The 19,384-nt window shown below is 68.5% G+C and carries 11 protein-coding genes and 1 pseudogene; 3 read left to right on the top strand and 9 right to left on the bottom strand.

Going from position 1 to position 19,384, the window contains the following annotated elements:
* Nucleotides 1-24: 24 nt before the first annotated feature.
* From ACIBNA_RS09110 to ACIBNA_RS09100, 3 genes are all read right to left on the bottom strand, one after another.
* Nucleotides 25-1,743, bottom strand: a complete 1,719-nt coding sequence (locus ACIBNA_RS09110) for a protein kinase family protein (protein WP_399164571.1) — start codon at nucleotides 1,741-1,743, stop codon at nucleotides 25-27.
* Nucleotides 1,744-1,884: 141 nt separating this feature from the next.
* Nucleotides 1,885-4,188, bottom strand: coding sequence for a murein biosynthesis integral membrane protein MurJ (gene murJ, locus ACIBNA_RS09105; protein WP_399164570.1), 2,304 nt, complete (start codon nucleotides 4,186-4,188; stop codon nucleotides 1,885-1,887).
* A 43-nt stretch (nucleotides 4,189-4,231) separates the two neighbouring features.
* Nucleotides 4,232-6,628 carry a DUF6049 family protein gene (locus tag ACIBNA_RS09100; protein ID WP_399164569.1) on the bottom strand — a complete coding sequence of 799 codons (2,397 nt, stop codon included), beginning with the start codon at nucleotides 6,626-6,628 and terminating at the stop codon, nucleotides 4,232-4,234.
* A gap of 257 nt (nucleotides 6,629-6,885) precedes the next feature.
* Here ACIBNA_RS09100 and ACIBNA_RS09095 point away from each other — a divergent pair, with 257 nt between their 5' ends.
* On the top strand, nucleotides 6,886-8,355 hold the full coding sequence (locus ACIBNA_RS09095; protein ID WP_399164568.1) for a CCA tRNA nucleotidyltransferase: 1,470 nt from the start codon (nucleotides 6,886-6,888) through the stop codon (nucleotides 8,353-8,355).
* 99 nt (nucleotides 8,356-8,454) lie between these two features.
* On the opposite strand, the pseudogene ACIBNA_RS09090 reads toward ACIBNA_RS09095, so the two are convergent.
* The 4 genes and pseudogenes from ACIBNA_RS09090 to ACIBNA_RS09075 all read right to left on the bottom strand — a co-directional run bounded on the left by ACIBNA_RS09090 (nucleotide 8,455) and on the right by ACIBNA_RS09075 (nucleotide 12,242).
* Nucleotides 8,455-8,963 (bottom strand): annotated as a pseudogene (locus ACIBNA_RS09090) (hypothetical protein).
* A 124-nt stretch (nucleotides 8,964-9,087) separates the two neighbouring features.
* A complete protein-coding gene (locus ACIBNA_RS09085; protein ID WP_399164567.1) occupies nucleotides 9,088-10,350 on the bottom strand; it encodes an MFS transporter in 1,263 nt (420 codons plus the stop codon).
* A gap of 89 nt (nucleotides 10,351-10,439) precedes the next feature.
* Nucleotides 10,440-11,522 carry an inositol-3-phosphate synthase gene (locus tag ACIBNA_RS09080; protein ID WP_399164566.1) on the bottom strand — a complete coding sequence of 361 codons (1,083 nt, stop codon included), beginning with the start codon at nucleotides 11,520-11,522 and terminating at the stop codon, nucleotides 10,440-10,442.
* 45 nt (nucleotides 11,523-11,567) lie between these two features.
* A complete protein-coding gene (locus ACIBNA_RS09075; protein ID WP_399164565.1) occupies nucleotides 11,568-12,242 on the bottom strand; it encodes a helix-turn-helix transcriptional regulator in 675 nt (224 codons plus the stop codon).
* A gap of 417 nt (nucleotides 12,243-12,659) precedes the next feature.
* Between ACIBNA_RS09075 and ACIBNA_RS09070 the strand changes: the two genes are divergently transcribed.
* Nucleotides 12,660-15,296, top strand: coding sequence for a transglycosylase domain-containing protein (locus ACIBNA_RS09070; RefSeq protein ID WP_399164564.1), 2,637 nt, complete (start codon nucleotides 12,660-12,662; stop codon nucleotides 15,294-15,296).
* 121 nt (nucleotides 15,297-15,417) lie between these two features.
* On the top strand, nucleotides 15,418-16,929 hold the full coding sequence (locus ACIBNA_RS09065) for a glycosyltransferase family 87 protein (protein ID WP_399164720.1): 1,512 nt from the start codon (nucleotides 15,418-15,420) through the stop codon (nucleotides 16,927-16,929).
* 76 nt (nucleotides 16,930-17,005) lie between these two features.
* Here ACIBNA_RS09065 and ACIBNA_RS09060 read toward each other — a convergent pair whose 3' ends face one another.
* On the bottom strand, nucleotides 17,006-18,037 hold the full coding sequence (locus tag ACIBNA_RS09060; RefSeq protein ID WP_399164563.1) for an alanine racemase: 1,032 nt from the start codon (nucleotides 18,035-18,037) through the stop codon (nucleotides 17,006-17,008).
* Nucleotides 18,038-18,117: 80 nt separating this feature from the next.
* On the bottom strand, nucleotides 18,118-19,239 hold the full coding sequence (gene femX, locus ACIBNA_RS09055; protein WP_399164562.1) for a peptidoglycan bridge formation glycyltransferase FemX: 1,122 nt from the start codon (nucleotides 19,237-19,239) through the stop codon (nucleotides 18,118-18,120).
* Between the last annotated feature and the right edge of the window lie 145 nt (nucleotides 19,240-19,384).

Genomic DNA, 19,384 nt, shown 5'->3' with positions numbered 1-19,384 from the left:
GAACCCCCTCCCCTCTGTCGGCTCTCAGCCCGTGAACTTCACTTCGGTGATGGCCTGCTTGTAGCCCGGATTGCTGTAGTTGGCGGGGTCGTCGCCGGAGTACGGCAGGGCTGTCAGCCAAACCAGGAGGTAGCGGCTCTTCTGAGGCTTGTCGACGGTCACCTTCGCGGAGGTGCTGCTCGTCGTCACCTTGCCCAGCTCCTTCATGGAACTCAGCGGTGTGGACGACCCCAGGGAGTCGGTCGCGTACAGCTCGACCGTGGTGTGGTCGCCGCCGTACCGCAGCGAGAGAGTCGCGGCCGAGACTTCTTTCTCGGACCCGAGGTCGTAGACGATGCCGACACCGGGCTTTATCACCATCTCCGGGCCGTCAAGGTAGCTGCTGGTACGCCAGCCCGTGGACGTGTTGCCGTCGTAGGTCTTGCTCACGTCGGAGGGGTGTTGGGCATCGCCCTTCGCGACGTACTCCTCGGAGTCCTTGATGGCGATCGGCTTCGGTGCCGGAGAATTCTTGTTCTTGTCGCTGTCCTCGTTGTTCTGGGTCTGGTTCGGGTCGTCGGCCTTGCCGCCCTGGTCCATCAGCGCGTCTGCCAGCTGCCAGCTGCCGAGGCCCAGCGCGGCGATGAGGAGCGCGGACACGGCCCACTTCAGGGCCTTGCCCGTACGGCTCTGCAACGGGGGCGGCGGGGTCGGGACCGGCTGGGTGGCACCGGGGCGCGGGGCCTGGCGGCCGTACGTGCCCTGCTGGTACGACGTGCGCTGGTACTCGGGCGGGGCGGTGAACGCCGGCTCCGGCGGGCGGATGCGGGGCATCTCGCCGATCGCCTTCACCAGCTCCTCCGGCGTGGTGCACGGCGACTCGTGCCGGGAGGCGGTGGCGCCGTCGTTGACGAGCGCGCGCATGGAGAGTTCGGAAAGGCCGCGGTGCACACCGGCACGCACCTGGTCGGGCGCGATCAGGCCGATGTCTTTCGGCAAGCCGGACAGCCCGTAGGCGTCGCTCTCGTACGGCCAGCGCTGGGTGAGCGCCGCGTACAGCAGGGCGCCGATGGCCTCGGTGTCGGCGCGCTGCGGGGTGTCGGACGCGATGCCCCGCAGCGCGGCGTTCACCGCGAGTCCGCGGATGCGCCACTGGCCGGTCGAGGTACGCAGGACGGCATTGGGGTTCAGCCGTAGATGGGCGAGACCTTCGCGATGGGCGGCGGCCATGGCGGAGGAGATCTGGGTGACCATCTGGTAGGCGTCGTACGGCTCCAGCGGCCCGGAGGCGAGGAGCGTGGTCAGTTCCGTCGCGTCCGGAAGCCACTCGTGGACGACGTAGACGAGGTCGTTCTCCTCCACCGCGTCCAGCACCTGGACGAAGCGCGGGTCGCCCAGCAGGGCGGAGGAGCGGGCGGCGGCCAGGACGGACCGGGCCCGTGAGTGGTCCGCGGGCAGAATGTGTACGCCGACGGCACGGCGGAGCTTCTCGTCCACGGCACGCCAACTACTGAAACCGTCCAGACGGGTGACGCACTCCTCGAGGCGGTAGCGTCTGGCGAGTTTGTGACCACTGTGCAGTTCAGGCGGCGAGGTCTTCCCGGGACCGTCGGTCCGGGTGCTCTCCTGTACCTCGTCGCTGTCCGTGTCCCGCTCCCGGTTCTTGGCCACCCCGTCGGCCGTGGACTGGTCCGCCTGTGCGGTCAGCGACGACTCGTCGCTGTTGTCTGCCACGTCGACGGCAGCCGTACTCCGTTCCGCCACCGTCGTTCCTGCCTCCCCATCCATTGCGCGCCGCCCGGCATCCGTTGCACGCCGTCCGACGCCGAAACCAATTGTGCCCACAGTCCGCCGCTATGCACGACACGCGGTGGCTGACGATGGTTGTGCGCCTCCTCCCCCGACTCAGCGTCCCAGGCGTCCGCGGACCATGCCGACCAGCGAGTTGAGTTCCTCGATGCGCATGCGGCGGGCGGCGACGAAGAAGATCCCGAGCAGAACGACACCACCCGCCAGCACGGCGGCGAGTGAGCCCAGGACGCCCTGGCCGAGCGTGTGGCCGATGCCGTAGCAGGCCGCGCCGCTGAGCAGGGCCGCCGGGATCGAAGCGATGCACAGCCGGGCGTAGGTCCGCAGGACACGGGCACCGTCGAGGTCCCCGCCCAGCCGCTTGCGCAGCCGACGCCAGGCGACGCCGACGCCGATCGCGTAGGCCAGGCCGTACGAGGCGGCCATGCCGACCACGGCCCAGCGCGACGGGATGACGAAGTAGCAGACCGCCGAGGCGCCCGCGTTGACCGCGGCCACGATGACCGTGTTGTAGAAGGGAGTTCGGGTGTCCTCGTAGGCGTAGAAGGCGCGCAGAACGACGTACTGCACGGAGTACGGAATCAAGCCGAGACCGAATGCCATCAGCATGAAGCCCATGTTGGTGGCCTCACTGGTGCCCGAGGAGCCGAACATCAGCGTGCACATGGGGATGCCGAGCGAGAGGAAGCCGAACGCGATCGGCACGATGGCGACCGCCGTGTTGCGCAGGCCCTGGGAGATGTCGTCGCGGACGGCACCGCCGTCGCCCTCGGCCGCCGAGCGCGACAGACGCGGCAGCAGGGCGGCCATGAGGGAGACCGTGATGATGGCCTGCGGCAGGCCCCAGATCAGCTGTGCGTTGGCGTAGGCGGCGAAGCCGGTGCCGTCGACCGGTGAGGCCTTGCCGGCCGCGGTGGACAGCTGGATGACGATCATGGCGCCCGCCTGGTTGGCGAGGACGAACAGGACCGTCCACTTGGCGAGCGTGACGGCCTTGCCGAGGCCCTGGCCCTTCCAGTCGAAGCGCAGTCGCAGCCGGAAGCCGGTCTCGCGCAGGTACGGGATCATCGCCAGAGCCTGGACGATGAGACCGAGCAGGACGCCGATGCCGAGGAGGCGCTGACCCTCCGGCGGGATGTTCGTGACCTTCATCCCGGAGTCGGCCGCGGTGCCGTAGACGTAGATGAACATGCCCAGCGTCACGATGATGACGATGTTGTTCAGGACCGGGGTCCACATCATCGCGCCGAACTTCCCGCGGGCGTTGAGGATCTGCCCCATCACCACGTGGATGCCCATGAAGAAGATCGAGGGCAGGAAGTACTGGACGAAGGTGATGCCGACCTGGTTCGCCGCCGGGTCGCTGGCGACCGGGTCGGACAGCATGCGGATCAGGAGGGGCGCGCCGAAGATCGAGAGCGCGGTGAGCGAGCCGAGTGTCACCATGACGAGGGTCAGCAGGCGGTTGGCGTACGCCTCGCCGCCGTCCTCGTCCTCCTTCATGGCGCGCACCAGCTGCGGCACGAAGACGGAGTTGAGACCGCCGCCGACCGTGAGGATGTAGATCATCGTCGGCAGCTGGTAGGCGACCTGGAAGGTGTCACCGAGGAGACCGACGCCCAGGGCCGACACGATCAGCGCGGAGCGGATGAAGCCGGTGAGGCGGGAGACCATCGTGCCCGCCGCCATCACGGCGCTGGACTTCATCAGGCCCGCGGCGCGGCCGCCCTTCTTCGGAGCGGGCGAGGCAGCGGGCTCCGGGGCGGGGGTGCCGTCCACCGTCGGCGTCGCCACGGTCTCGCCGGGAGGCGGGTACTGGTCCGCCGTGTACGGGCTCTGCGCCGCGTACTGCCCCTGCGCCATCTGGCCCGGGGCCGGGGACGGGCCGGGGACCGACGGCGACTCGTAGGACGGGTGGCCGCTGCCCTGCTGCTGGTCCCGGAAGAGATGCGCGAACGCGTCCGGCTCCTGGCGCGGCTCGCCCGCCTGGGAGACGAGGTCGTCCACGCCCACGAACTGGGTGGTCCGGGCGTCGTCACCGTACGGCAGGTGCCGCGTCGGGCCCTCCGGCTCCGGTGGGGGCGTCTGGGCCCACACCCGCGGGTCGGGCGCGTACGGCGACTGCGGCGGCTGGGCGTACAGCTGCTGCGGCTGGTACGTGCCCGGAGGGGGCGGGGGGTGCGCGGCGCGGTCGTAGAGCGCCTCGGCGACCGGGTCCTGGGCGGAGAGGTCCTGTGCCCGGTAGGGGTCCTGGGCGTAGGCGTCCTGGAGGTACATGTCCGCGGGCGGCTGCGGTGGCACCTGGCCGTGTTCGGGTGGCGAGCCCTCGGGCCCGCCCGACTCGGGGTGGCCCGAGCTGCCCACGCCACGGCCGTGGTCACCGTCGTACGGCGCGTTCATGGTTACCCCACCTCATCGTCCCGGGCCCACCGGCCACGACATCTCAACGGTCCACTCTCTCACCCGTGCCGGACGGGTCGGCGCTTTCCGGTGCGGTGTCCGGGGCCGGGTCACTCGGCTGCTGCGGGGCGTCTGCCCGGGAGCCGGCCTCGGACTCCTCCTCGAGACGGTCGCCGGGGGCTTCCGGGTTCTGCGCGGCGCCGACCGGGCTGTCGACGTCGTCGTCCGCCTCCGCGGTGGCGTCCTTTGCCGCCTCGCGGGTGGCGGCGCGCTTGCGCTGGGTGTACATACGGAAGCCGGCAAGGACCAAGAGCAGGACGCCGCCGCCGATGACCAGCATCACGGTGGCCGTGACCTCGGTGACCTTCACGTCGAAGGTGACGGGTTCGCCGTACCTCTGGCCGTCCTCCGTGTACAGCTGGGCGACCACCTTCGCCCGGCCGTTGGCGTTGGCGGACGTGGTGAACTTCACGGACTGGCTGTGCCCGCCGTTCACCGCGACCGGCTGCTCCTCGTAGGCGTCGCCGCCGATCTTGAGTCGCGTCGGGTTCCGCGACGTGAGCCGCAGTTTCAGGTGCTCGACGCCCTGGACCAGGTTGTTCTGGACGGTCACCGGGATCGTGGCGCTGCGGCCGGAGAGCTTGGTCTCCGACTTCTTGATCAGCTTGACCCCGTCGATCAGGCCGTCGAGGTAGGACTCGACGTCTTGGCGGTACCCCACCGCCTCGACGCCCCGGCCACGCCACGACGTGGACATCTCGCGGTTCAGGGCCCGCCCGAAGGGGGTGACCACCCGGGACTCGTCGGTGAGGATCACCTTGAAGTTGTCGAGATTGTGCTGCGTCTTCGCAATCTGCTCGAAGGCGTCTCGCCGCAGCTCCTGCTTGCTCAACGAGGGGGGGTACGCGTCGGCGGGCGGCACCTTCCTGTTGGCCGCCGGGTCCGGCTTGGCCTTGGCGGCTGCCGAGAGGTCCTGTGACTCGGACCAGTGCCCGCCCTGGAGGGCTCCCAGCGCCTCGGCCATCGCCTGCGACTGGTTCACGGAGGGAGTGCGCTGGGGGGCGACGACGACGCTGCGCTGCTTGCCGGTCTGGAGGCCGAGCGTCAGGCTCTGGGCCAGGAAGCGCTGCACGGCGAGCGTGGACGCGGAGGCCTTCGTCAGGTTGCCCTGGAACGCCGTGGACATCCTGGAGTCCGCGACGACAGCCGTGGTGCCGCCGCCGATGGGCCGGGCCGCGGAGGGCGTGTACGACAGGTTGTCCTGGAGGCTGTCGCTGCGGGCGATCACCTTGTCGGCGCCCGCGGAGGTCGCGACCTTCATGATCGACGGGTCGACGGCGCCGTCCACGGGCCACGCGAAGTCCGTGGACGGTTTCACGTGGAGGATCGTCTGCACCGTGTTGTCGACGGCGTCGGTGGCCTCCTTGAGGTGGCTCAGCGAGCCGGTGACGGTCGTGCCGTTGTGGGCGAGCGAGGCCAGGTCCGGATCGCCGAACGGCAGGGCGACGATCTCCTTGCCCGCCACGGCCTGCTGGAGCTCGGAGAGCCACTGCTTGGCGACTGCCTGGTGCCGACCGGAGGTGGTGGCGCCGTCCTCGCCCCTGACCTGGTAGTTCTTCGTCATCGCGTCGACGGACGCCAGCAGGTCCGGGTCGATCACCCAGGTGATGTCCAGGCCCTTGCCCAGCGACACCATCTGCTCGAGACGGCCGCCGGGGGAGATCTCCTCGGCGAGGTCGTCGTTGCTGAAGACCGGCGTCTGCTGCTCGTTCGACCCCGTCTCGGCCGTCATGTGGACATCGGAGACGAGCGGCCACAGGAACGTGGTCTTCGTCTTCGTGCCGGCCTCCTCCGGCTGCCACGGCAGGAACGTGCGCTGGACGCCGAGAACCTGGTCCCAGGGCTGCGCGGCGGTCTCACCGGAGAGCGCGACGGCCAGCTGGTAGACGCCGTCCTGGCCGAGGTCCAGCTCGTCGACCGGCACGGAGATGGTGAAGGGCTCCGCGACGCCGGGGGTGAGCTTGGAGAACTTCTCGGTGTACTTGCCGCCGACCGGCTCGCCGGCGGGGCCCTGGACGTCGTCGCTCTTCTTGGCGAGGGCGTCGATGGAGGAGCGGGTGTCGAGTGAGGGCCCCATCCGCAGGTCGACATGGGCGTCGGTGACCGGCTGCTTGCCGGTGTTGGTCACCGTGCCCGTCACGGTCACCGTGTCCCCCTCGGTGGGGGCGCTGGGGCTGAGCGAGTCGACAGCGACGGACACCGAGCCCGCGCCGGAGGCAGCCTGCGGGGACTCCTGCCCTGCCGCCTCCGCCGGCGTCGCGGCGGGCAACTGGAGGAGTCCGGCCAGCAGGGGCGCACCGGCGAGCAGTGCCCCGGTGCGCCGCAGCCACCGGCGGGCAGGTGAGGCACTGGTCCCCTGGAAGTCTGCCGCCTCGGCCACGCGCTCGCCCGTCCCTCGTCGTCGTCAGTGGTCGTCGGAATGTGCGTCCACGCATGGTAACGATGCGCGCTGAGGGGAAGTGCCGCGGTCCGTTCCACAAGATCGCGGCCCGGCACCGCGTTGTCTGGTATGTCGCTGTATGGCAGGGAGCAGGCATCTCCATCGCAAGGGCCTCCCTTGTGCGCGTATTGACGGACGTGTCTGCATGCGCAATAGGGGGAGCTCGGGGACGCCCGGGCCACGTACCCTCTTCTGTTGTGCCGAACGTCAACGAAGAAACGCCCAGCGCCCTGAGCCAGGTGCAGCACCGCGCGGTGAGTGAACTGCTGCGGGTCGCTCCTGTCGCCGACGACCTCGCCCGCCGCTTCCAGGAGGCCGGGTTCTCACTTGCCCTGGTCGGCGGCTCGGTCCGGGACGCGCTGCTGGGCCGGCTCGGCAACGACCTGGACTTCACGACCGACGCCCGCCCCCAGGACGTACTCAAGATCGTGCGCCCGTGGGCGGACGCCGTCTGGGAAGTCGGGATCGCCTTCGGCACGGTCGGAGCGCAGAAGGATGCCCGCGTCGGAGGCGCTGATCGACGCTTTCAGATCGAGGTGACCACCTACCGGTCGGAGGCGTACGACCGGACCTCACGCAAGCCTGAGGTGTCGTACGGCGACTCCATCGAGGAGGACCTCGTCCGCCGCGACTTCACGGTGAACGCGATGGCCGTCGCGCTGCCGGAGAAGGAGTTCATCGATCCGCACGGCGGGCTCGAGGATCTCGCTTCGCGTGTGTTGCGTACCCCTGGCACCCCGGAGGAGTCCTTCTCGGACGATCCGCTGCGGATGATGCGGGCCGCGCGCTTCGCGGCTCAGCTCGACTTCGAGGTTGCCCCCGAGGTGGTCGCGGCGATGAACGAGATGGCCGGGCGTATCGAGATCGTCTCGGCCGAGCGGGTGCGGGACGAGCTGAACAAGCTGATCCTTTCGCCGTATCCGGGCAAGGGCCTGACACTGCTCGTCGAGACGGGCCTCGCCGACCGCGTGCTGCCCGAGTTGCCGGCCCTGCGCCTGGAGCGTGACGAGCACCACCGGCACAAGGACGTCTACGACCACACGCTGATCGTCCTGGAACAGGCGATGGCGCTGGAGGACGACGGTCCCGACCTGACCCTCCGCCTGGCCGCTCTGCTGCACGACATCGGCAAGCCCCGCACGCGTCGCTTCGAGAAGGACGGCCGGGTCTCGTTCCACCACCACGAGGTGGTCGGGGCGAAGATGACCAAGAAGCGCATGACGGCGTTGAAGTACTCCAACGAGTTGGTGAAGGACGTCTCACGTCTGGTCGAACTCCACCTGCGCTTTCACGGCTACGGCACCGGCGAGTGGACGGACTCGGCGGTCCGCCGCTACGTCCGTGACGCCGGCCCGCTCCTCGACCGCCTCCACAAGCTGACCCGCTCGGACTGCACCACGCGCAACAAGCGCAAGGCGGCTGCCCTGTCGCGTGCGTACGACGGTCTGGAGGAGCGGATCGCCAAGCTTCAGGAGCAGGAGGAGCTGGACTCGATCCGCCCCGACCTCGACGGCAACCAGATCATGGAGATCCTCGGCGTCGGTCCCGGCCCGGTCATCGGCCGTGCGTACAAGCACATGCTGGAGCTGCGCTTGGAGAACGGCCCGATGGAGTATGACTTCGCGGTGGCCGCGCTCAAGGAGTGGTGGGCCGAGCAGGAGGGCTGAGGCTGTGAAACGGGGTCATGTTTCACGTGAAACATGACCGCCGGGAGACGACCGAGGGGCGGTGTTTCACGTGAAACACCGCCCCTCGCTTTGTCTGCCCTACTTCTTGTCCTTCAGGCAGAGCAGGAAGTCCTTGCCGTCACCGCTCTCGGTGTACGTGTACTGGAAGTCCTTGGCTTCGGCCTCGCACTTGCTCGACGCCATGGTCTGCGTGAGGTACGCGCCCTCGATCTTGGCCAGCACCACGAACTGAGCCTTCGCGTCGCTGCACTCGACGACTTCGAGGTCCGGGTTGTTGTCGTTGGTGCTGCCGCGGTGCATGCAGCTGCCGACGGCCGCTGTCTTGGCGTCGTCCCGGCTGGTTATGTAGCCGCCGATGGCAATGCTCGCCACCGCGATGACGATGGCGATGTTCTTGATGGTCTTGAAGCTGAGCTTGCGGCCGGTCGGCTGCGCCGGAACCGGAGCGTACGGAGCCGCCCCCTGAGGCGGGAAGCCGGGCTGGCCGGGCTGCTGGGGGTAGCCCCCCTGCGGCGGGTACGGGGCCTGGGGCTGCCCGCGGGCTGGCCCTGTGCGAACGGGTTGCCCTGAGGCGGCGGAGTAGTCACTTGGGGTCCCCCTAGAACAATGGGTGAGTGACGCGAACATGTCGCGAGATAAGGCCCACGTAAGTTATCGGTCCCCACCGACACTGCAGTAGCCGGATGTGGCTCTGTGTCATTGATGTGACACTTACTGGCGGCCAAACCGGCCCATAGTTACGGCTACTGCCGCGTAGATAACGGCGATCGTGATCACCAGCGGCACGGATCGGCCGTCCGGCGGCAGCATCAGGGCGGCGACGGCGGCGGCGCCGACGAAAGCGACGTTGAAAAGGACGTCGTAGACGGAGAAGATCCGGCCACGGAAGCCGTCCTCGACGGAGGACTGGACGATCGTGTCCGTGGCGATCTTCGCGCCCTGGGTGGTCAGACCCAGGACGAAGGCCGCGGTCAGCAGAGGGGCCGTGGCGAACGGCAGCCCGAGAGCGGGCTCCAGCAGCGCGGCGGCCCCCGCGCACACGACGATCCAGCGGCCCGGCCCGAGCCGTCCGGCGGTCCAGGGCGTCACCACGGCCGCCGCGAAGAAGCCGGCGCCGGAGAAGCCCAACGCCAGTCCCAGCAGGGCGAGTCCGTCGTCCGGGGTCGTGGTGAGCGCGTACCGGCAGAGCATCAGCAGCATCACCAGCAGGGCGCCGTAGCAGAAGCGCATCAGCGCCATCGCCGCGAGCGCCCAGGCCGCTTCCCGGCGCGGCGGCGCGGCCAGGTGACGTACGCCGGCCACCAGGTCGCGAGCGGTGCCCTTGAGAGCCGTCCCGATCCGCTCGCGCACCAAGCTCCGGTCGGGACCGAGGAGTTCTCGCGCCATGCTGAGCGACGCCAGGGCGGCGCACAGATACAGGACGGCTCCCACGAGCACCACGGCGGCGTCGGAGTCCGCCACGACAAGGCGGACGACGAAGGCGACACCGCCGCCCGCTGTCGCCGCCAGCGTCCCGGCGGTCGGGGAGAGGGAGTTGGCGATGACGAGGCGCTCGGCGTCGACGACGCGGGGCAGGGCGGCGGACAGGCCGGAGAGGACGAAACGGTTGACGGCGGTGACGCACAGGGCGGAGACGTAGAAGAGCCAGTCCGGAGCCGGACTGAGTATCAGCAGGGCCGTGGCGGAAGCCAGCAGCGCGCGCAGCAGGCTGCCGTACAGCAGGACCTGGCGGCGCCGCCAGCGGTCCAGCAGGGCACCGGCGAAGGGGCCGACGAGGGAGTACGGGAGCAGCAGCACGGCCATCGCGGAGGCGACCGCGGCTGCCGAGGTCTGCTTCTCCGGTGAGAAGACCACGTACGCGGCGAGTGCGACCTGGTAGACGCCGTCGGCGCCCTGGGAGAGCAGGCGCACGCCGAGCAGGCGCCTGAAGCCCTGGAAGCGCAACAGGACACGCAGGTCACGGACGACGGCCATGGGGCACAGCCTCACACACGGAGAAGGTCCCCGAGTCGTACGACCCGGGGACCCTCACAGCCCTGGCAGGAGCGACTGGTTGCGGCGCCTCAGCGCTCGACCTCACCCGCGATGAACTTCTCGACGTTCTCGCGGGCCTCGTCGTCGTAGTACTGGACGGGCGGGGACTTCATGAAGTAGCTCGATGCGGAGAGCACGGGACCGCCGATGCCGCGGTCCTTGGCGATCTTCGCGGCGCGCAGGGCGTCGATGATGACGCCGGCGGAGTTCGGGGAGTCCCAGACCTCCAGCTTGTACTCCAGGTTCAGCGGGACGTCACCGAAGGCGCGGCCCTCGAGGCGGACGTAGGCCCACTTGCGGTCGTCCAGCCAGGCGACGTAGTCGGACGGGCCGATGTGGACGTTGCCCTCGCCCAGGTCGCGGTCGCGGATCTGGGAGGTGACGGCCTGCGTCTTGGAGATCTTCTTCGACTCGAGGCGGTCGCGCTCGAGCATGTTCTTGAAGTCCATGTTGCCGCCGACGTTCAGCTGCATCGTGCGGTCCAGGATGACGCCCCGGTCCTCGAACAGCTTCGCCATGACCCGGTGCGTGATGGTGGCGCCGACCTGGGACTTGATGTCGTCGCCGACGATCGGGACGCCCGCCTCGGTGAACTTGTCCGCCCACTCCTTGGTGCCGGCGATGAAGACCGGAAGGGCGTTGACGAAGGCGACCTTGGCGTCGATGGCGCACTGGGCGTAGAACTTCGCCGCGTCCTCCGAACCGACGGGCAGGTAGCAGACGAGGACGTCGACCTGCTTGTCCTTGAGGACCTGGACGACGTCGACCGGCTCCTCGGCGGACTCCTCGATGGTCTCGCGGTAGTACTTGCCGAGGCCGTCGAGGGTGTGGCCGCGCTGGACCGTCACACCGGTGCTGGGTACGTCGCAGATCTTGATGGTGTTGTTCTCGGAGGCGCCGATGGCGTCCGCCAGGTCGAGGCCGACCTTCTTGGCGTCCACGTCGAACGCGGCGACGAACTCGACGTCGCGGACGTGGTAGTCGCCGAACTGGACGTGCATCAGGCCCGGCACCCTGGCCGCCGGATCGGCGTCCTTGTAGTACTCGACTCCCTGCACCAGCGATGCGGCGCAGTTGCCCACACCGACGATGGCTACGCGAACCGAACCCATTCCGGTTGCTCCCTGTGTGTACGAGTGAGGCCCTTCAGCGGGTTCTCACGTGGCGGTGTCGTCGGGCGTATCCGGACGGGGGTCGTCCCCGGTCCGGGGCAGGCCGCCCGACGCTCCAGATGTGGTGTCACGCGAACCGGGCTCCCTCGAGGCGGAATCCTTCAGGTCCCGCCCCGCCCGCTCGCTCTCGATGAGCTCGTTCAGCCAGCGCACTTCGCGCTCCACGGACTCCATCCCGTGGCGCTGGAGCTCAAGCGTGTAGTCGTCGAGGCGCTCCCGGGTCCGGGCCAGGGAGAGGCGCATCTTTTCCAGGCGCTCCTCCAGCCGGCTCCGGCGACCCTCCAGCACGCGCATGCGCACATCGCGTGAGGTTTGCCCGAAGAAAGCGAAACGGGCGGCGAATGTCTCGTCCTCGTACGCGTCGGGCCCGGTCTGCGAGAGCAACTGCTCGAAGTGCTCCTTACCCTCCGCCGTCAACCGGTAGACGATCTTGGCGCGGCGGCCGGTGAGGGGAGCGGCCTCGGTGTCGTTCCCCGGCTCCTCGATCAGCCAGCCGTTGGCGACCAGCGTTTTGAGGCAGGGATAAAGGGTCCCGTAGCTGAACGCACGGAACACACCCAGTGACGTGTTGAGTCGTTTGCGCAGCTCGTAGCCGTGCATCGGAGATTCGCGGAGCAGGCCGAGTACGGCGAACTCGAGGATCCCGGAACGCCGGCTCATCGTCGCCTCCTCTCTGCCGCGGTACCCGATGTCTCGGTCCGAGGTCTCAGATCGATGTGTCGGCCCGATGTGTCGCGCTGATGTATCGACTCGATACATCACGACGATAGAACGGCCTTCAGGATGCGACAAGAGGGAGTGTGGTGAACGGGATCACATCACCGATTCATCGGACGCGAGTTGCCTGATTTGAGGTGAACTTCAGGCCTCGGCAGGTTTTGACGGTGCGTAGTCTGTGCGCCATGCACATCACCGGGAACCAAGTGACGCCTGAGAGCGTCGTCGTCTTCGGTGTAGTACGGGTGCATGCGGGACCGATGAATGCGGGGCCGACCGCATCCGTACTTCGGGGGGACCGGAAACCAGCCGCCGTTTCCAGGCGCGCAAAGGTGCGCCTGCCCGAGGAGTAGTCGTTCGATGAGCGAGCACCGTCGCAAACCGCCGCAGCCGCAGGGAGGCGGACGTGCCGCGGCCCGACGCGGCCAGTCCGGCTCGTCCTCCGGTCGCCGCGCGGCCCCGCGAGGCGCCACCGGGTCTCCGTCCGAATCCTATGGGTCGGGCTCCTACGACTCGGGGGGTGAGGAGCGTCCGTACGGCGGCCGTGCCGAGGCCCGGCGTGCGGCGCAGAGAAGTACCGGAGGCGGCCGACGCAGAGCGGCCGAACCGGGCCGTGGTGGCCGACGTGCCGCTCCCGGCGGTCCGGCCGGGCCCGGGCGAGGCAGGGGGCGCGCGGCCGCCTATTCCGACAAGAAGCGTCTGATCGACTATCCGCGGGCCGGAAAGTACGGCTGGCGCCGCTGGATGCCGTCCTGGAAGCTCGTCTCCGGCTTGTGCATCGGCTTCTTCGGCAGCCTGGTGGCCGTGGCGGGTATCGGGTACGCCATGGTCGGCGTCCCCAACGAGGAGAACGCGGCGGCGCTGTCGCAGAACAACGTCTACTACTGGGCCGACGGCAGCCAGATGGTCGCGGCGGGCAGTGGCCAGAACCGGCAGAACGTCACGATCGACCGGATCCCCAAAGCCATGCAGTGGGCCGTGATCTCGGCCGAGAACAAGACCTTCTACCAGGACTCCGGCGTCGACCCGATGGGTATCGCCCGCGCCGTGGCCAACATGGCCCGAGGCGGTGACACGCAGGGCGGTTCGACGATCACCCAGCAGTTCGTCAAGAACACCTACCTGAGCCAGGAACAGACGGTCACCCGAAAGTTCAAGGAGATGTTCATCTCCATCAAGGTGGGCACCAAGCTCTCCAAGCAGGACATCCTCCGGGGATACCTGAACACCTCGTACTACGGTCGTGGCGCCTACGGCATCCAGGCCGCCGCCCAGGCCTATTACGGCAAGGAAGCGAAGGACCTCAAGCCGAGTGAGTGCGCCTTCCTCGCCGCTCTTCTGAAGGGTCCGACGTACTACGACCCCGCGGGCAACGAGGGCATCGACGAGACGGCGAGCGCCTCCGCCAACCGCAAGCGCTCGGAGCTGCGCTGGCGCTGGATCCTCGAGCAGATGCACAACGACAAGAGGATCACCGACGCCGAATACCAGGAGGCGATCAAGAAGTACCCCATGCCGGAGCCCCGCAAGGCGTCCAAGGGCATGACCGGGCAGATCGGCTACCTGGCCGACACGGCCAAGAAGTACGTCCTGAACCACTCCAACATCACGGAGAAGCAGTTCGACCAGGGCGGCTACCAGATCAAGACCACCTTCGACAAGGACAAGGTCGAGGCGCTGGCCAAGGCCGTGAAGAAGGTCGAGAAGGAAAAGCTGAACCCGGAGAAGCGTGAGCTGGACAAGCACGTCCAGTTCGGCGCGGCGTCGGTGAAGCCCAAGGACGGCGCGATCGTCGCGCTCTACGGTGGTGCGGGTTACGAGAAGGGCCACTTCAACAACAACGCGGACACCTCGGGTGTCCCCGTCGGTTCGACGTGGAAGCCGTTCGTGCTGGCCGCCGCCATGGAGAACGGCACCTACCGCAGTGACGGTCCCCTCTCGCCGCTCAGCAAGTACAACGGCAACGATCACCTCAAGGTCAGGAACAACGACGGCTCCTACGTCCTGAAGAAGGACAACACACCGTTCTACCAGGAGAACGAGAGCGAACACCCGTGGGGCTACATCAGCTTGCGGAAGGCGATGGAGCAGTCCGTGAACACCCCGTTCGTCCAGCTCGGCATGGACGTCGGGATGAGGAACGTGCGGGACGTGGCTGAGAAGGCCGGCATCCTGGACGCCAGTTTCGCCACCCTCAACCCGTCGTTCGCGCTCGGTACGTCGACTCCCAGTGCGATCCGCATGGCTGATGCCTACGCGACGTTCGCCGCCGCCGGCAAGCAGGCCGCCCCGTACTCGGTGACCAGCGTCAAGTCCAACGGGCAGGAGGTCGAAGGCTTCGACAAGCCGCGCATCACGCAGGCGATGCCCGAGAAGGTGGCGCACAACGTCACGAACGTCCTGGAGAACGTCATCCAGAACGGTACGGGTAAGAACGCGCTGGCCCTGGGCCGTACGGCGGCTGGCAAGACCGGTACGACGGACGAGAACAAGTCGGCCTGGTTCGTCGGCTACACCCAGCAGCTGTCGACCTCGGTCGCGATGTTCCGCGAGGATCCCAAGAGCGCCAAGCTGCTCTCCATGAACGGCACGGCGGGTGAAAAGTCCATCCACGGTGGTGACACTCCCACCCAGGTGTGGACCGAGTACATGAAGGCCGCGCTGAAGGGCGAGACCGACCCCGGCTTCCCGGAGGCCGAGAAGATCGGCGAGATCCAGGACGCGCTGGGTGCTCCGTCGCCGACCCCGACCCCGAGCATCACGCCCAGCGAAACCCCGTCCTCGTCGCCCACGCCCAGCGAGACCCCGACGTCTCCGTCGCCGTCGCCGAGTGACACCTGTGGGTTCTTCGGGTGTGAGAACGACGGCGGTACGGAGAACGGCGGAGGTGCAGGCGGAGACGTGACGCCCTCGCCCTTGCCAAGCGATACCAGCGAGACCGGCGGCAACACCAGAGGCAACGGCAACGGAGGCATCTTCGGAGGCCCCGCCGGATAGCCGACCGATCGCCCGGCTTGGGTGTTTCACGTGAAACGCGAAGGTGTTTCACGTGAAACATGGGCCGCCGCACCTACCCGGTGCGGCGGCCCTCGGCGTATGGACAGACACGTACGGCAGGATGTGCGGCATGCCCAGTGCAGAATCGACGCAAGCGAGCGTCCACGAGCCGGAGCCGGTGCGACCGACACACGAGGACGAGGTCGCCGCGGCCGGCAGTGAGCTGATCGGCGGCCCGCTCGGGCGGCGTGCCCTGCTCGGGGCGTCCTGGTGGACCCCCGTGAGGGTGATCGCGCTGGTGGCGATCGGCATGTTCGCCCTCGGCCTGGTCCAGAAGGCGCCCTGCTACAACGGCGCCTGGTTCTTCGGTGCCAGCTCCCAGTACACGCACGCGTGCTACTCGGACATCCCGCACCTCTACCAGGGGCGTGGCTTCGCCGACGGGCTCGTGCCGTATTTCGACAAGCTCCCCGGCGACATGCAGTACCTGGAGTACCCGGTGCTCACCGGCGTCTTCATGGAGGTCGCCTCCTGGCTCACGCCCGGCAGCGGCAGCATCCAGGACCAGGAGCAGTGGTACTGGATGGTCAACGCCGGAATGCTGATGGTGTGCGCGTCCGTCATCGCCGTCTGCGTGACCCGCACCCATGCCCGGCGTCCCTGGGACGGCCTGCTGGTTGCCCTGGCGCCTGCTGCCGCACTGACGGCGACCATCAACTGGGACCTGCTGGCGGTCGCCCTGACGGCCGCGGCGATGCTGATGTGGTCGCGCGGCCGCTCCCTCGCCTTCGGTGTCCTGCTGGGACTCGCCACGGCCGCCAAGCTCTATCCCTTCCTGATCCTCGGACCGCTGCTGGTGCTGTGCTGGCGCGCGGGCAAGTGGCGTGAGTTCGGGGCGGCCCTGGGCGGTGCGATCATCGCCTGGGTCGTCGTGAACGGGCCGGTGATGCTCTTCGCGTTCGAGGGCTGGTCGAAGTTCTACACCTTCAGCCAGGAACGGGGCGTCGACTTCGGCTCCTTCTGGCTGATCATGGCCCAGAACTCGGACAACCCGCTCAGCACCGACACCGTAAACACGCTCGCCACGCTGCTGATGCTGGTGTGCTGCGCGGGTGTCGCCGTGCTCGCGCTGACCGCACCGCGCCGACCGCGGTTTGCCCAGCTGGCCTTCCTGATTGTCGCGGCGTTCATCCTCACCAACAAGGTCTACTCGCCGCAGTACGTCCTGTGGCTGGTGCCCCTGGCCGTCCTGGCCCGGCCGAAGTGGCGGGACTTCCTGATCTGGCAGGTCTGCGAGGTGGCCTACTTCCTGGGGATCTGGATGTACCTCGCGTACACGACCAGCGGAGACGCCCACAAGGGGCTGCCCACCGACGGCTATCACTGGGCCATCGGCCTGCACCTGCTGGGCACGTTGTATCTCTGCGTCGTGGTCGTGCGCGACATCTTCATGCCGGAGCGGGATCCTGTCCGCCGGTCCGGGGACGACGATCCCTCGGGCGGAGTGCTCGACGGCGCTCAGGACGTCTTTGCCCTCGGCCCCGCGGCCCGTCCCGCCCGGCACGCGGCCGCTCAGTTCGACGGGCCCCAGGTCGAGTGGGGCAGGCGGGACGCGCCGGGCGGTTCGCTCTGAGTGAACGACGCGAAAGGCCGTACACGGGAAACCGTGTACGGCCTTCTTGCTGTGCTGGACCCGTCGGTGAGTGCCGTCAGCGGTCCACGATCCGGTCGAACTGCGTGGTGGTGTGCCGCAGATGGGCCACGAGCTCCTCGCCGACCTTCGGCTCCGGCGCGTCCGCGGGCACGAACAGGATCGAGACCTGCATGTGCGGCGGCTCGGCGAACCAGCGCTGCTTGCCGCCCCAGACGAACGGAGAAAGGTTCCGGTTGACCGTCGCGAGGCCGGCCCGGGCGACGCCCTTGGCACGCGGCATGACGCCGTGCAGCGCCTTGGGGGCCTCCAGCCCCACCCCGTGCGACGTACCGCCCGCCACAACCACCAGGAAGCCGTCGGAGGCCGCCTTCTGCTGGCGGTAGCCGAAGCGCTCGCCCTTGGCCACGCGCGTGACGTCCAGGACAGCGCCGCGGTACTCGGTGGCCTCGTGGTCCCCCAGCCACAGCCGCGTGCCGATGCGGGCACGGAACCGGGTCTGCGGGAACTGCTGCTGGAGCCGGATGAGTTCCTCGGCCTTGAGGTGGCTGACGAACATGGTGTGCAGAGGCAGCCGGGCGGCGCGCAGCCGGTCCATCCAGCCGATGACCTCCTCGACCGCGTCCGAGCCGTCGGTGCGGTCCAGCGGGAGGTGGATCGCGAAGCCTTCCAGGCGGACGTTCTCGATGGCGGCGTGCAACTGGGGCAGATCCTGCTCGCCGATGCCGTGCCGCTTCATCGAGGACATCACCTCGATCACCACGCGGGCACCGACGAGGCCGTACACGCCGTCTATCGACGACACCGAGCGGATGACCCGGTCCGGCAGGGGCACGGGCTCCTCGCCGCGCCGGTATGGCGTCAGCACCAGCAGGTCACCGCCGAACCAGTCCTTGATCCGGGCGGCCTCGTACGTCGTGCCGACGGCGAGGACGTCCGAGCCCAGCCGTGTGGCCTCCTCCGCCAGCCGCTCGTGCCCGAAGCCGTAGCCGTTGCCCTTGCAGACCGGCACGAGGCCCGGGAACTGCTCCTGCACGTGCTTGTGGTGCGCCCGCCAGCGCGCGGTGTCGACGTAGAGCGTGAGCGCCATGGCCGGACCTGGAACCTTTCTCGTGGTTGCCGTGTATCAGCGGTTGCCGTATCAGAGGTATAGAAGCACTGAGCGTGAGATCAGCGGCGCGACATGTAGATGTCGAGCGCCTTGTGCAGCAGCTTGTTCAGCGGGAAGTCCCACTCGCCGAGGTACTCGGCGGCCTGGCCGCCCGTACCCACCTTGAACTGGATCAGACCGAAGAGGTGGTCGGTCTCGTCCAGCGAGTCGGAGATACCGCGCAGGTCGTAGGCGGTGGCGCCGAGCGCGTAGGCGTCGCGCAGCATCCGCCACTGCATCGCGTTCGACGGCCGGACCTCACGGCCGATGTTGTCGGAGGCGCCGTAGGAGTACCAGACGTGCCCGCCGACGATCAGCATCGTCGCCGCCGAGAGGTTCACGCCGTTGTGCCGGGCGAAGTACAGCCGCATGCGGTTGGGGTCCTCGCTGTTGAGGGCCGTCCACATGCGCTGGAAGTACGACAGCGGGCGAGGCCGGAAGTGGTCGCGCACGGCCGTGATCTCGTACAGCCGCTGCCATTCCTCGAGGTCCTGGTAGCCGCCCTGGACGACCTCGACGCCGGCCTTCTCGGCCTTCTTGATGTTGCGGCGCCACAGCTGGTTGAAGTTCTTGTGGACCTCTTCCAGGGAACGGTTGGCCAGCGGTACCTGGAAGACGTAGCGGGGCTGGACGTCGCCGAAGCCGGCGCCGCCGTCCTCGCCCTGCTGCCAGCCCATGCGGCGCAGCTTGTCGGCGACCTCGAAGGCGCGCGGCTCGATGTGGTCGGCCTCGATGTCGCGCAGCCGCTTCACGTCGGGGTTCTGGATGCCCTGCTTGATCGAGGTGGCCTCCCAGCGCCGGATGACCACCGGCGGGCCCATCTTCACCGAGAAGGCACCCTGCTGCTTCAGGTGCGCCAGCATCGGCTCGATCCAGTCCTGGAGATTCGGTGCGAACCAGTTGATGACCGGGCCCTCGGGCAGATAGGCGAGGTAGCGCTTGATCTTGGGAAGCTGCCGGTAGAGGACCAGACCGGCACCGACCAGCTCGCCCGTCCTGTCGTCGAACCATCCGAGGTTCTCGGAGCGCCACTCCGCCTTGACGTCAGCCCAGGCCGGGACCTGCATGTGGCTCGCCGACGGCAGGCTCTGGATGTAGGCCAGATGCTGCTCGCGACTGATGGTCCTCAGGGTCAGGCTCATTTCGGGGCGCTCCTCGGGCTGGTGTGTCCCCATAGGGTCAGGGGCTCCGGCTCTCGCGCGAAGCCTACTGCGCCTTGGATGCGCGCCGGTTGGGCGTACGGACCCTTCGCCCCGGCCCGTGGGCGGCCGGGGCGGCACCCGGTGT

Source organism: Streptomyces sp. NPDC050164, from assembly GCF_044459945.1.
Taxonomy (GTDB): Bacteria; Actinomycetota; Actinomycetes; order Streptomycetales; family Streptomycetaceae; genus Streptomyces; species Streptomyces coeruleorubidus_A.
The sequence above is the reverse complement of the archived record's forward strand: the minus strand, read 5'-3'. Positions and strand labels throughout refer to the sequence as shown.